Origin of the sequence: Cobetia sp. D5 (assembly GCF_035666195.1) — a bacterium.
Classification (GTDB): domain Bacteria; phylum Pseudomonadota; class Gammaproteobacteria; order Pseudomonadales; family Halomonadaceae; genus Cobetia; species Cobetia amphilecti.
This window is the reverse complement of sequence record NZ_CP142020.1, coordinates 633836-647534: the sequence shown is the minus strand read 5'-3', so window position 1 is coordinate 647534 and position 13699 is coordinate 633836. Positions and strand designations below refer to the sequence as shown.

At 64.3% G+C, this 13699-nt stretch carries 9 protein-coding genes; 1 reads left to right on the top strand and 8 read right to left on the bottom strand.

The genetic code is table 11. The features are described from left to right. Positions 1-3: 3 nt before the first annotated feature. The 3 genes from pstC to U0O11_RS02710 form a co-directional block, all read right to left on the bottom strand. On the bottom strand, positions 4-1260 hold the full coding sequence (pstC, locus tag U0O11_RS02720; RefSeq protein ID WP_043333977.1) for a phosphate ABC transporter permease subunit PstC: 1257 nt from the start codon (positions 1258-1260) through the stop codon (positions 4-6). A gap of 128 nt (positions 1261-1388) precedes the next feature. Beyond that, the gene (locus U0O11_RS02715) at positions 1389-2405 is read right to left on the bottom strand and encodes a substrate-binding domain-containing protein (RefSeq protein WP_107335494.1); all 1017 of its coding nucleotides are present in this window, start codon (positions 2403-2405) and stop codon (positions 1389-1391) included. Between the two features lie 112 nt (positions 2406-2517). Then, the gene (locus U0O11_RS02710) at positions 2518-3735 is read right to left on the bottom strand and encodes a Bcr/CflA family multidrug efflux MFS transporter (protein ID WP_054555389.1); all 1218 of its coding nucleotides are present in this window, start codon (positions 3733-3735) and stop codon (positions 2518-2520) included. A gap of 324 nt (positions 3736-4059) precedes the next feature. On the opposite strand from U0O11_RS02710, the gene tal reads away from it, so the two are divergent. Then, positions 4060-4998: a transaldolase gene (gene tal, locus U0O11_RS02705; RefSeq protein ID WP_043333980.1), complete on the top strand. Its 939-nt coding sequence runs from the start codon at positions 4060-4062 to the stop codon at positions 4996-4998. Positions 4999-5190: 192 nt separating this feature from the next. Here the strand turns inward: tal and U0O11_RS02700 are convergent, their stop codons facing one another. From U0O11_RS02700 to hrpA, 5 genes are all read right to left on the bottom strand, one after another. Further along, positions 5191-5745, bottom strand: coding sequence for an STAS domain-containing protein (locus tag U0O11_RS02700; protein ID WP_043333981.1), 555 nt, complete (start codon positions 5743-5745; stop codon positions 5191-5193). After that, entirely contained in the window at positions 5738-6889 is a 1152-nt protein-coding gene (locus U0O11_RS02695) for a PP2C family protein-serine/threonine phosphatase (RefSeq protein WP_043333982.1), read from the bottom strand. Before U0O11_RS02695 ends, U0O11_RS02700 begins: the two co-directional genes overlap by 8 nt. 115 nt (positions 6890-7004) lie before the next feature. Further along, on the bottom strand, positions 7005-7766 hold the full coding sequence (locus U0O11_RS02690; RefSeq protein ID WP_225347547.1) for an MlaA family lipoprotein: 762 nt from the start codon (positions 7764-7766) through the stop codon (positions 7005-7007). A gap of 135 nt (positions 7767-7901) precedes the next feature. After that, positions 7902-9086 (bottom strand): beta-ketoacyl-ACP synthase III, encoded by a 1185-nt coding sequence (locus U0O11_RS02685; RefSeq protein WP_225348096.1) that lies wholly within the window; start codon positions 9084-9086, stop codon positions 7902-7904. Between the two features lie 382 nt (positions 9087-9468). Then, positions 9469-13635 carry an ATP-dependent RNA helicase HrpA gene (gene hrpA, locus U0O11_RS02680; protein WP_225347546.1) on the bottom strand — a complete coding sequence of 1389 codons (4167 nt, stop codon included), beginning with the start codon at positions 13633-13635 and terminating at the stop codon, positions 9469-9471. Positions 13636-13699 lie beyond the last annotated feature (64 nt).

Genomic DNA, 13699 nt, shown 5'->3' with positions numbered 1-13699 from the left:
GCCTCAGAGGTTGTTGGCGCTGTACTTCTCACGGAAGCGGCGGATCAGGACCACCGAGACCATGTTCAGCAGCAGAGTGACAACGAACAGCACCAGACCCAGCGCGAAGGCCGACAGTGTCTCGGCACTCGCGAATTCCTGGTCGCCGGTCAACGCGGCAACGATGCGCACCGTGACGGTGGTCATGTCTTCCAGCGGGTTGGCGGTCAGGTTCGGACGCATGCCCGCCGCCATCACCACGATCATCGTCTCGCCGAGGGCGCGTGACATGGCCAGCAGAGACGCGGAGATGATGCCCGGCAGCGCGGCCGGCAGGATGACGTTGCGGATGGTCTCGCCGTGGGTCATGCCCAGCGCCAGAGAGCCCTGACGCATGGTGTCCGGCACGGAGGTGATGACGTCATCGGACAGTGAGGAAATGAACGGAATGATCATGATGCCCATGACCAGCCCCGGCGCCAGCGCGTTGTTGTAGGACGCCTCGATGCCCAGCGGCGAGAAGATGTCGACGATCAGCGGCGCGACGGTGATGGCGGCGAAGAAGCCGTAGACCACGGTCGGGATACCGGCGAGCACTTCCAGCACCGGCTTGGCGACGGTACGCACGCTCTCGGGGGCGAACTCTGCCATGTAGACCGCGGCGAGCAGACCGATGGGAATGGCCACCAGCATCGCGATCAGGGTGATCATGAAGGTACCGGCGAACAGCGGTACGGCGCCGAAGTTGGCGGTGCTCTCGACACCTTCACCACGGCCGGCGGCCATCTGGAAGCTGTTGCCCGGATCCCAGGTGGTGCCGGTGATGAAGGTCCAGAAGCTTTCCATCTGGAAGAAGCGGATGGCCTCGAAGATGATCGAGACCAGAATGCCGAACGTCGTGACGATGGAGATCATCGCCGCGCCGATCAACACATAACGAATGAGGGTCTCGATGGCATTGCGCGCATGGAAATCAGGCTTCACCAAGGCGAGGCCGATGACCAGGCCGACGGCTGCGACGACCAGACTGGCGATCAGCAGCTGCATGCCTTCGATATCGATATCTGCGGTGGCAATCGCAACGACGGCTGCCAGACCGACCAGCAGAGCAGGCCCTGCGCTGGAGATTGCCGTGAACCAGCCGTACTGATCCGGCTGGGCGTACATTTCAGCACCGCTGGCACGCACACGCTGTGCCTTGCTGCGGCCGCTGAAGAAGGCCACCAGGCCAGCCAGCGCCACGATGCCTATGAAGAAGAGAAAGATCTGCTGAGTCTGCATCTTTCGGGTCCCGGAGTCGCGTTGTTCACAGGGGGAAGGCTTCATGCCTTGCGAAACCCTGCGACCAGTCAAGCAAACGGGCCGGCTGCCAAGGGCAACCGGCCGCGTCAGAGGGTCAGCTGCGTTGCTTACTTCTGGAGATCGGCCAGAGTCAGCTTGGTGCGCTCAGCGACCTGCTCGCGAAGCGTGGCGCGCTCTTCCTTCGGCAGCGGGATCAGACCGATGCCCTTCAGGTAGCCCAGCTCACCGATCATCTTCTCGCTCATGAACAGGTCGTTGTAGGCCTGCTGAGCCGGCACGTCATCCTTGTGCTGGTTCTTCACGTAGTAGAACAGGGAGCGGGAGACCGGGTACTCGCCAGAGGAGATGGCATCGGCTTCCGGCTGCACGCCATCGATGGAAGCACCGACGACCTTGTCAGCATTCTCTTCGAGGAAGGAGTAGCCGAAGATACCGAAGGCTTCGGTGTTCTCGACCAGCTTCTGGATGATCAGGTTGTCATTCTCGCCGGCAGCGATGTAGTGACCGTCCTGACGGATGTTGGTGTAACCCTCACCGCCGTAGCCTTCCATCTCTTCGGTGGAGACTTCCATCACCAGCTCTTCGAAGGCGTCACGGGTACCGGAAGTGGAAGGCGGCCCGTAGACGGTGATCTTGCGGTCCGGCAGGGAGGAGTCGATCTCGGACCACTTGGTGTAGGGGTTGTCGACCAGCTTGCCGTCGACCGGCACCTGAGCGGCGACCGCCAGGGTGATCTGCTCACGGGTCAGGTCCATGCTGCCATCGCGGACAGACTGGGCGAAGGCGATACCGTCGAAGCCGATCATGGCTTCGGTGATATCGGTCACGCCGTTCTCTTCACAGCGCTCGAATTCAGACGTCTTCATGCGGCGAGAGGCGTTGGTGATGTCCGGAGTGCTGTCACCGACACCTTCACAGAACAGCTTCATGCCGCCGCCGGAACCGGTGGATTCGATGACCGGAGTCGGGAAATCGCTGGTGGCACCCAGTTCTTCAGCGACGTAGCTGGAGAACGGATAGACCGTGGAAGAACCCACGATGCGCAGCTGTTCACGGGCTTCTGCAGCACCAACTGATGCAGCGATGACAGCCACTGCGAGACCGGACTTGAGGAACGCCTTCATGCCTGAAACTCCTTGCGATAGGAATGAGCCAGTGAGGTGGCTTCTTGTCTACAGGGAGTACCTTGCCAAGCATTCATGACAACTGTGTGACAGTCGCCGGCTCAAGCCTTTCTCAGTCGGACGGCGTCTCATGGCGCGCCAGGGCGCGACGCCCTGCCAGCACCCGCAGCAGAATATTGCTGACCAGCGCCGTGCCCAGCATGCCGAGAATCATCGGCCACAGGCTGTCCATCGCCAGACCTGCGATCAACATGCCGATCACGGCGCCACTGGCAAACTGCATGCTGCCGATCAGCGCATTGGCCGTGGCGCTGATGCGCGGGAAATACTCCAGCGCCGAGGAGATCGCGTTGGGCGCCACCATGCCGTTGGCCCCGACGAACACCATCAGCAGCGGCGCGATGACGTAGAGCAGGTCCAGCCCCAGCGCCAACGCCGATACCAGCAGGATGGCGGCAGACAGCTGGATACCGATGCCGATGCGCAGCAGGCGCGGCGGCGACAGGCGTGACAGCAGGCGCACGTTGAGACGGTTGGCGGTGAACATGAACAGGATGTTGGCGCCGAACAGCACCGGGTACCAGGCCGCCGTCACTCCGAAATGCTGCATATAGACGTAGGGCGACGCGGTGATGAAGGCAAACATGCCACCGAAGCCCATCGCCTGCGTCAGCGCATAGCCCATCGCCGGCCCGTGGCGCAGCACGCTGGCATAGTCACGCGCGACCTGCAGGAGACTGGCCGGCGGCTCGTCCGCCTCGCGCTTGCGTCGGGTCTCGGGCAAGCGCAGCGGCAGCACCACCAGCAGGAAGGCGGCATAGGCGGCCAGGAAGGCGAAGATCAGCCACCAGCCCGCCATGCCCAGCAGCAGACTGCCGATGGCAGGCGCGATCAAGGGCGCCAGCATCATGATCACCGCGACGGTGGACAGCACCTTGGCCGCCTCGCGGCCACTGAAGCAATCGCGCACGATCGCCGAGGAATTGACCACCGAGGCGCCGCCGCCCAGCGCCTGCAGGAAGCGCAGCGCATAGAGCCCTTCGAGGCTCTCGACCTGAGTGATGGCCAGACTCGCCAGCAGGAAAACGAAGATGCCTGACAGCAGGACCGGCTTGCGCCCGATACGGTCTGACAGCGGGCCGAAGATCAGCTGCCCCAGCGAGAAGCCGAGCAGGAAGACCGACAGCGACAGCTCCGTATGGTGCACCGTGGTCGCCAGGTCTTCTGCCATGGCCGGCAATGCCGGCAGATAGGCATCGATGGCCAATGGAGCCAGGGCCGTATTGGCCGCGACCAGCAAGGCCAGCTGACGGGTTTGACGCTTGTCCACATCCCCTCCTGCAATCGTTTGTCGATGGTATGTCCACGTGCCGAAAACGCCACGCCCTTGCCGTCAGATGACGACAGTGGGCGCGCCGCCGCACAATTGATACAGTTGACCTACACAGGTGACGAATGTCACATCACGCTGATGAAATCCCCGCGGATCATCCACTTGGGGCGATCGGCCCGCGATGCCTTCACAGCCGGCAGGCGTGGGTGCACACTCGGTGGCAGCGCTCGCTCCGGCGGCCCCTGCCCTTCACCTCTTGCCTTATTCATGAGGGCCACTCACCCCTTCGGGTGGCTCACGCTCAGTACAGGAAACTCTTGCATGGCACAGGACAAGCTCTCCCAACTCAAGGAAATGACCACCGTCGTCGCCGACACCGGTGACCTCGAGGCCATTCGTCGCTTCGCGCCCACTGATGCTACCACCAACCCGTCACTGATCCTGCAGGCCGCTCAGGACCCGTCACGTCGCGAGCGCCTGACCGAAGTCGCGCGCAAGGCCACCGACATCGATGATGCCGTCGATGCCGTGGCCGTGGATATCGGTACCGAGATCGCCGGCCTGGTGCCGGGCTATGTCTCCACCGAGGTCAGCGCCCGCCTGTCCTTCGATGCCGACGAGACCATCCGTCGCGCGCATCGCATCATCGAGCGCTACGCCGCCAATGGCGTCGGTCAGGAACGCATCCTGATCAAGACCGCCTCCACCTGGGAAGGCATTCGCGCCGCCGAGAAGCTCGAGCGCGAAGGCATCCGCACCAACCTGACGCTGCTGTTCAGCTTCGCCCAGGCCCAGGCCTGTGCCGATGCCGGCGTGACGCTGATCTCGCCCTTCGTCGGTCGTATCCTCGACTGGCACAAGGCCAATCAGCCGGATGCCGACTTCAGCGGCGACAACGACCCGGGCGTGAAGTCGGTCAAGGCCATCTACGAGCACTACAAGGGTCACGGCTACAAGACCATCGTGATGGGCGCCAGCTTCCGCAACACCGGCGAGATCGAAGCGCTGGCCGGCTGTGACCGCCTGACCATCTCGCCGGCACTGCTGGGTGAGCTGGCCGAGAGCACCGGCCCGCTGGAACGTCGCCTGCTGGCCGCCGATGCCGAGCAGAACGTGCCGGAAGTGCTGACCGAGTCCAACTTCCGCTGGGACATGAACGAAGACGCCATGGCCACCGAGAAGATGGGCGAAGGTATCCGCAAGTTCATGGCCGATCAGCGCAAGCTCGAGACTCTGCTGGCCGAACTGCGCAGCCACTGAGCCAACGGAGCATAACGCCGATGATGAGCTCTTGTTAAGCAAGAGCTCATTGAATGGCCAAGGCAACAAAAAGCGCCTGCCGTATTTCACGGCAGGCGCTTTTTTGTGCTTTCAGAAACGTGCTGTCTGGATCGCGCTGTCAGATTCGTGCTTTCAGCAGCGTGCTGTGAGGCTCAACGTCCCAGCGCGCCTTCAGTGCGGCTGGCGATGCTCCTCGCTTTCCAGCAGCTCGATCAGCGGCTGGAACTCCAGGCGGTTGTGGCCGTTCAGGCACATCAACAGCCGGTGAGCCTCGAGAATGCGTCCGCGCAGCTCCTGTTCCTGCTGGGGCGAGGCATCGGCGTCATCCTGAGACTCGTTCAGCGCTGGCGCGTTGCAGCAGGAAGCCCCGTCCAGATCGGCCTGGTCCGCCTCCGGCAGGCTGCCGGCGTCCACGACACTGGCCACCTCGTCGAACCCCATCACCTTGAGCATGGTCAGCACGTCGGGATGGGCAGCCACCACCTGCGCCGGCATCACCAGCCGGTCGCGGACCGCCAGCGCCAGCTTGGCCAGAAAGCCCAGTGCGGTGGAATCGACATTGGTCGCTTCGCGCAGATCGATGATCACGCTTTCCAGTCCCTCAACCGCAGCCACGCGCTGTACCTGCTGATCCAGCGTGGCACACAGCGTCAGGCGTACATCACCGGATAGCTTGAGCACGAACAGGCCGTCTTCGAACACGGCCTGGATACGTCCTTCATCCATCATGGAATCCTGTCAGCGTCATCAAGGTAAGGTCATCCGGCAGCTCGCCATCCAGCGCCAGTCCACGACGCAATCCTTGCACATCCTCACTGCTCAGAATCCGTTGATGCAGTGCTCGAGTCCTGTCCTCCAGCGCCTCGCCCGGCAGGCATTCCAGTACACCATCACTGGCCAGCCACAGACGGAAGCGCTCAGGAAGCGCCACACGATACGCTGGATAGCGGGTGTCTGGGAAGAGCCCCACCGGCCGACCGCTGCCTTCCAGCTCACGCAGCTCGCCATCGGGCGTGACCAGTACCGGCATCGGCAGCTGGGCGCCCAGGGTGTAATGCAGCGTGCGCGTGTCACGGTCCATCACACCACACATCACCGTGGCATGCTTGCCGATACCACTGTCGATCAGTTCACGGTTGAGCAGCGCCAGCCACTCGGGGCCGAAGGTTTCCGGCGTATGTTCCTCCCAGTGGCGGATCGCGCGTGCGAACAGCAGCTTGAGCAGCACGGTCACGAAGGCCGACGAGGCGCCATGACCGGAGACATCCGCAAAGTAGAACAGGCTGAAGCGTTCGTCGATCGCCTGATACTCGAGGAAGTCACCCGACAGATACAGCGACGGCGACAGGCAGTACTCGTAACTGACGCCGTTGATGTGCTGCCCGCTCTGGGGCAGCAGACGCTGCTGGATCTGGCCACCGGCCTGCTGGTCCTGACGCAGCAGCGCCAGATGCGTCTCCAGGTGCTCGTTGAGCTCCTCGAGGCGCGCGCGTGCCTTGGCGTGCTCATGGGCCAGCTGGTGATGCTCCGCCGCCCGCTTGAGCAGACTGCGCAATACCGAGCCATGCTCGCGCGGCGAGATGAGGTAATCGACCAGCCCGGCCTCCACCGCCGGCAGCAGGCATTCATCGCCACGGCTCTCGGCCACCACCACCGTCGGCAGGCGCTCGGCCAGCCGCGCCCACTCATGACTGGAAACGGCCTCGACATGCGCGACCACCACCGCCACCCCGCTGGGCAGTGTCGCGATGCCATCACAGGCCGCCACCGCACAGCGTTCATCCGTCAACAGGTTCGCCAGCGCATCACGCCGCGAGCCGGGAAGATCAATCAGACCGATCAACAGACGCTTGCCTTGCTCATCCGCCATGCCAACCCCTCATTCCCGTCCTTACTGCCATCCACTCGCAGTCTTGATGCTGCTTGCCCTCGCGACCGGCACCACTGACCCTTCACGGTACCGGTCGCCTGCTGCGGGTGACGCGTTACTGGCTGTCGTCTTCCGGTGCGAAGGCACCGTCGAGATCGGCATCATCGAAGCTGCCGCTGGCGAAGGGATCATCGCCCAGCTTGCCATCGTTGATCTCGAAGTTGCGGCGCTGCAGGTAGGCATCACGAATGAAGCTGTAACGATCGCCCTGGATCAGCTTCTCCTGCTCGAGCAGACCGGCACGGGTATCGACCAGATCCAGCGCCTTCAGGCCGTAACGCACCTTGTCGTCTTCGACGTAGTTGACGGGATCAGCGAAGTAATCCACCGGCATGCCCGCGGTATCACGCACGGTACTCGGACCGAACAGCGGCAGCACCAGATACGGCCCCTGCCCTGCGCCCCAGACGGCGAGGGTCTGACCGAAGTCTTCCTCATCCACTGTCCAGCCAAGCTCGCTGGCCGGGTCGAACAGGCCGCCGATGCCGACGGTGGAGTTGAGCAGCAGACGGCCGGTGGAGACACCGGCATTGGCCCACTTCCACTGCAGCACCGAGTTGAACATGGTGCTGACCTCTCCCAGATTGGAGAAGAAGTTGCCCACGCCATCCTGTACCAGCTCCGGCGTCACATAGTCATAGCCCTGCGCGACCGGCTTGAGGGCATAGCGATCCAGGGTGTCATTGAAGGTATAGACGTTACGGTTGAAGCCCTCCCAGGGGTCCTGAGGGTTCGGCTCGCTGTCTCCGGTACTGGCGCAACCCGCCAGCAGGGACATGGCCAGCAGTGCCGGCAGGGAAGTCTTGATCGTGTGCATCTCGTCACCTGTAAGTCTATTGGATTCCTGCAGCGGTCCTTGCCACATCCCTGGCTGTCAGGTCCGGTCTTCTTTATACGTTCCGCGCCCGCCAAGAGCCAGCACAGGCCACGTGGATTCGCGCAATGTCCTGCTTCAACCGCAGCGTTTCAGCAGCACGCTGCCGGCACTGTAGCCTGCCCCGAAAGAACACAATACCCCGAGGCTCCCCGGCGCCAGATCAGCGTGATGGAGATGGAAGGCGATCACCGAGCCCGCGGAGCTGGTATTGGCGTAGCGATCGAGAATGATCGGCGCTTCCTCGCTCGACGGGTCACGCCCCAGCACACGCCGCGCGATCATGTCGTTCATGTGGCGGTTGGCCTGATGCAACCACATGCGATCAACATCACCGCCGTCTGCCTCGATCTCGCCCAGATGGGTGGTGATCAGCTCGGCCACCATCGGGCAGACCTCGCGGAAGACGCGCCGCCCTTCCTGGATGAACAGCTTGTCATCGGCCTTTACACGATGGCTTGCGCTGTCGAGTGTCATCGCGGATGCCACGTCGTCCTCAAGCACCGCCGTGCGATTGAGGAAGCCGAAATTGTTGCGTATCGCATTGGAGAAGCGCGTCACCAGTCGCGTGCCGAGCACCTCGAAGCCATCGGTGCGCGTGGCGACATCCGCCGCCTCCAGCACCACGGCCGTGCAAGCATCCCCGAAGATGAAGTGGCTGTCACGGTCGCGGAAGTTGAGATGCGCACTGCAGATCTCCGGATTGACCATCAGCACACGCCTGGCACTGCCGCTGCGAATCGCGTTGGCAGCGGTCTCGATGCCGAAGGTGGCGGAGCTGCACGCCACGTTCATGTCGAAGGCATAGCCACCGGCCTCAAGCGCGGCCTGCAGTTCCACCGCCACCGCCGGATAGGGGCGCTCGAGGTTGGAACAGGCCACGATGACCAGATCCAGGTCCGCGGCGTTGACGCCCGCCGCCGCCAGCGCTTCACGCGCGGCCGCCACGCCCATCTCGCACTGCACCGAGGGCTGGTCATTGGCGCGCGCCGGCAGGCGTGGGCGCATGCGCTCCGGGTCGAGAATGCCCTCGGCATCCAGCACGTAGCGGCTGTGGATACCCGAGGCCTTGACGATGAATTCGGCGCTGGACTCGGTGCGCGCCTCACGCTCACCACGTGCGATGGCGTCGGCATTGGCGGCATTGTCCGCCGCCACCCAGGCATTGAAGGACGCCACCAATGCCTCGTTGCTGATGGCATTGGGCGGCGTGTAGAGCCCGCTGCCGGTGATCAGTACGCGATGATTGCCGCTGGCGCTCATGGACTGACCGGCGTTGGCGTGTTGCGTATCGGCAGCGTGATCATTGTCATTGTTTGGCATGCATCCACTCCTGACAGTGCTATCCCGCGGGATATCACCAGAATTGAGCGGGGCACGACCCGGCGCCGCGTCGTCATGCCCCATGTTCAGTGTACGCTGTCTCGGCGATTCCAGACGCCCGAGTCAGCATTTGTCGGGCGATCACAGTGAATGCTTAAACAGCAATTCCTGTCTGCAGCTTGGGCCATCCCGCCGCGGCACGCCTCCACGTACCGGTCACGCAAGCCCCTGATGCCACGCACAGCGCCCTGGAATGGCCCAGACAAGGCAGAGCTTCAGCCATGACAGAGCTTCAGCCAGGGCAGAGCCCAGCCTCAGGACATCAGCGGCGCGCCATCAGCTCCTGCCAGCGTTTCTCGAGGCGCTTGGCGGAGACGGTCTCCAGGGTGCCGAGCTGCTGGGCAAACAGCGAGACGCGCAGTTCCTGCAGCCACCAGCCGAACTCTTCCAGCTCCGCATCCGGCAGCCCCTGCTCGCGCGCCTTGCTCAGACGGGCATCAAGGCGGGATTCAAAGCCCTTGACCTCCTCCATGTCACGCTGGTCGCGCATGCGCTCACGCGGCGCCTTGTCGAGACGGATCAGCATCGCCTCCACATAGCGCGGCAGCTGATGCAGCCATTCACCGGAGGCCTGGATGAAGCCCGGCGTGATCAGGCGCGCCTGCTGGGCCTTGAGATCAGCCACCACCAGCGCCATCGAGAAGTCGATCTTGCCCTTGAGGCGCTTGGAAAGCTCCAGATGCTGCTTGAGTGCGGCTTCCAGCGGCTTGAGCAGCGCCTCGGCGTGCGGCACCAGCTCGGCCCGCCTGTCATCGAGACGCGCCTGCAGTTCGCTGCGCGAACGCGGCAGCGGCTCGACGGCCATCACCTGCTCGAAGACGCTGTAGATGAAGTCATCCGCCAGCTGGCGACGCGTGCCGACCTTGGCGAACAGCAGCGCACAGCGCTCCAGCGCCTTGAGGTCACGGTCCAGATAGCGCACCTGGTCCGGCAGGCGTGCCATCGCCAGACGCGTGATGCCATCACGGTGCGCGGCGGCGGCCTTGGCCGGATGATCGAACAGCTCCACGCTCAGATTCTGCTCGACCTGAGCCGTCGCGCTGGCAGGCGCATGGCTGGACGGCGCGCTGTTCTTGCCGGTCTTGCGCGCCAGCTTGCGCTGCTTGGCGCTCATGCCGCCGTCGGCAGGCGCTGCCGCCTTCACCACCAGCGCCGGATAGGCCTCGACGCGAATGCCCGCCTGGGTGGTGCTGTGCGAGGTGGCGATCGGCGCCTCCGGCAGATCTTCCAGCACTTCGCTGTCGGCTTCACGGCTGCGGCTGGCCATCGCCCGCGCGGCGGCCGCGGCCGAGTCCTTGAAGCGAGCCTCCAGCGCCTCGAGATCACGCCCTTCGCCCAGCACCTTGCCGTCCTGATCGACGATACGCAGGTTCATCTTCAGGTGCGGTTCCAGCGTTTCGGGCGCCCAGGCATCCTGCGGCAGGCGCAAGCCAGTCTTGACGCGCATGAACTCGGCCAGCGCATCGGTCAGCGGCACGTCGTCCGGGGTCAGCGCCTCAAGTGCGGCGTCGACCCAATTGGGAATCGGCACCACCTGCTTGCGGTACTGCTTGGGCAGCGACTTCATCAGCGCGATGGCCTTGTCGCGCAACAGCCCCGGCACCAGCCATTCGATGCGATAGCGTGGCAGCTGCGAGAGCATCGCCGCCGGCACGATCATCGTCACGCCGTCATCCACCGCGCCGGGCGCGAAGTGATAGCTCAGCGGGTAGGCGACGCTATTGTGGTGCAGCTGTTCGGGGTAGCGCGCGACGGTGACTTCCTCGGCGTCGCGCGCCATCAGGTCGTCGAGATTCAGATGCAGGACATCGGGGTTGTCGCGCTCGGCCTCCTTGCGCCACTTGTCGAAGCTGCGCCCGTTGTAGATGCCTTCCGGAATCCGCTCGGCATAGAAGGCGAACAGCGTCTCTTCGTCGACGAGGATGTCACGCTTGCGCGCGCGGTCCTCAAGCTCACCGACCTCATCCATCAGGCCGCGATTGTGGGCGAAGAACGGCGCACGGGTCTGGAATTCGCCCTCGACCAGCGCACGGCGAATGAACAGCTCGCGAGACTCTTCCGGCGCCAGCGGGCCGTAATGCACCTTGCGCGCGGTGACGATGGGCAGCCCGAACAGGGTCACCTGCTCACTGGCGACCACCTGGGCACGCTTCATCTCCCAGTGCGGCTCGCTGTAGCTGCGCTTGACCAGATGCTCGGCCAGCGGCTCGACCCACTCGGGCTTGATCGCCGCGACCTGACGCGCGTAGAGCTTGGTGGTCTCGACCATCTCGGCCGCCATCACCCACTTGGGCGACTTCTTGGCCACGCCGGAGCCCGGGTGGACGAAGAAGCGTCGGTTGCGCGCGCCGAGATACTCGCGATTTTCCTGCTTGAGGCCAAGATTGGAGAGCAGCCCGGTCAACAGCGCGCGATGCAGTGATTCGTGATCGATGGCCACCGACGGGCGGCGACCCTGCCCCGGTGAGGCCAGTACCCGCGCGGTGACCTCGGCCTGGGCCTCGGTGTCGCGCTCATGCTGGGCGCTGGTCATCTCCAGCCCCAGGTCGCGCGTCAGCTGCTTGAGCTGACGGAAGGTGTCATGCCACTCGCGCAGGCGCAGATAGTTGAGGAAGCGCGCCTTGCACCAGCGGCGCAGCGGGTTGGCACCCAGCGCATCCCGCGCCAGTTCGAAGCCTTCCCACAGATTCAGCCAGCTGACGAAGTCGGAATTGTCGTCATCCCACTCATGGTGGATCTGATCGGCCTGCTGGCGCTTGTCGGCAGGGCGCTCGCGCGGGTCCTGGATCGACAGCGCGCTGACGATGATCAGCACTTCACGCAGGCAGCCGCGCGAGGCGCCCTCAAGCACCATGCGCGCCAGACGCGGGTCGATGGGCAGACGCGCCAGGGTGCGGCCATCACGGCTCAGACGGTTGTGTTCATCCACCGCGCCCAGTTCGCGCAGCAGGCGGAAGCCATCGGTGACGAAGCGCGAGTCCGGCGCATCGACGAAGGGAAACTTCTCGATATCGCCCAGCTTGAGCGACAGCATCGACAGGATCACCGAGGCCAGGTTGGTGCGCTGGATTTCCGGTTCGGTGTATTCCGGACGCGCGAGGAAGTCCTCCTCGCTGTAGAGGCGGATGCACAGGCCTTCGGCGATACGCCCGCAGCGGCCCTTGCGCTGGTTGGCGCTGGCCTGGCTGATCGGTTCCACCGGCAGACGCTGGATCTTGGAGCGATAGCTGTAGCGGCTGATGCGCACCAGGCCCGGGTCGATCACGTAGCGGATGCCCGGCACGGTCAGCGAGGTCTCGGCGACATTGGTGGCCAGCACGATGCGGCGGCCACGATGCGGCTGGAAGACGCGGTTCTGCTCTTCGTTGGAGAGGCGCGCGTACAGCGGCAGCACCTCGGTATCACGCAGCTGGGCGCGACGCAGGGTGTCCGCGGTGGCGCGGATCTCGCGCTCGCCGGGCAGGAAGATCAGCACGTCACGCGGGCCCTGCATCCAGCCCTTCTCGCGCTCGATCACCGACAACTCTTCCACCGCGCGCAGGATACCCTCCTGCAGGCTGAGGTCTTCCTCATCCTCGGCGTCGCGCACCAGTGGCAGGTACTGGGTCTCGACCGGGAAGTTGCGCCCGCTGACCGAGACGATGGGCGCCGGCGTGCCATCCTGGGCCGCGAAGTGCTGACTGAAGCGCTCCACGTCGATGGTCGCCGAGGTGATGATGATCTTGAGGTCCGGACGGCGCGCGGTGAGACGCTTGAGATAACCCAGCAGGAAGTCGATGTTCAGACTGCGCTCGTGGGCCTCATCGATGATGATCGCCTCGTAGCGGCTCAGGTCCGGATCATGCTGGGTTTCCGCCAGGAGGATACCGTCGGTCATCAGCTTGATCAGCGTCGACGGGCCGGTGGTGTCGTTGAAGCGCACCTGATACCCGACCGTCTCGCCGAGTGTCGTCTCGAGCTCCTCGGCCAGACGCGCCGCCACCGAGCGCGCCGCCAGACGACGTGGCTGGGTGTGGCCGATCAGGCCGTTGCGCCCCAGCCCCATCTCCAGACACAGCTTGGGCAGCTGAGTGGTCTTGCCCGAGCCGGTCTCACCGGCGACCACCACGATCTGATGCTCGGCAAGCGCGGCGAGGATGTCTTCGCGACGCTCCACCACCGGCAGTTCCGGCGGATAGTTGAGCGCGGCGGGGGTCTGCCAGCGTGCCAGTGCCGTCTCGCGGGCGGCGCGCTGGGCGATGCTCGCCTCCAGGCGGCTCTCGATATCGTTGATGGCACGATCGACCGGCTTGCCTTCCTTGAGACGCCGCCGCAGGCCAGCCAGGCGCTTGCCCAGCTCGCGCTGATCACGGCTCAGGGCGCGTTCAAGGCGAGCCGCGAGGGCTTCAAGACGCGCATGTTCGGACGGTGCGGTAGCGGTGTCGCTCAAGGACTGCCTCTTCTCAACCAGCGACCACACGCCACGCGCGCAGCCGGAAACTCTCGGGAATTCA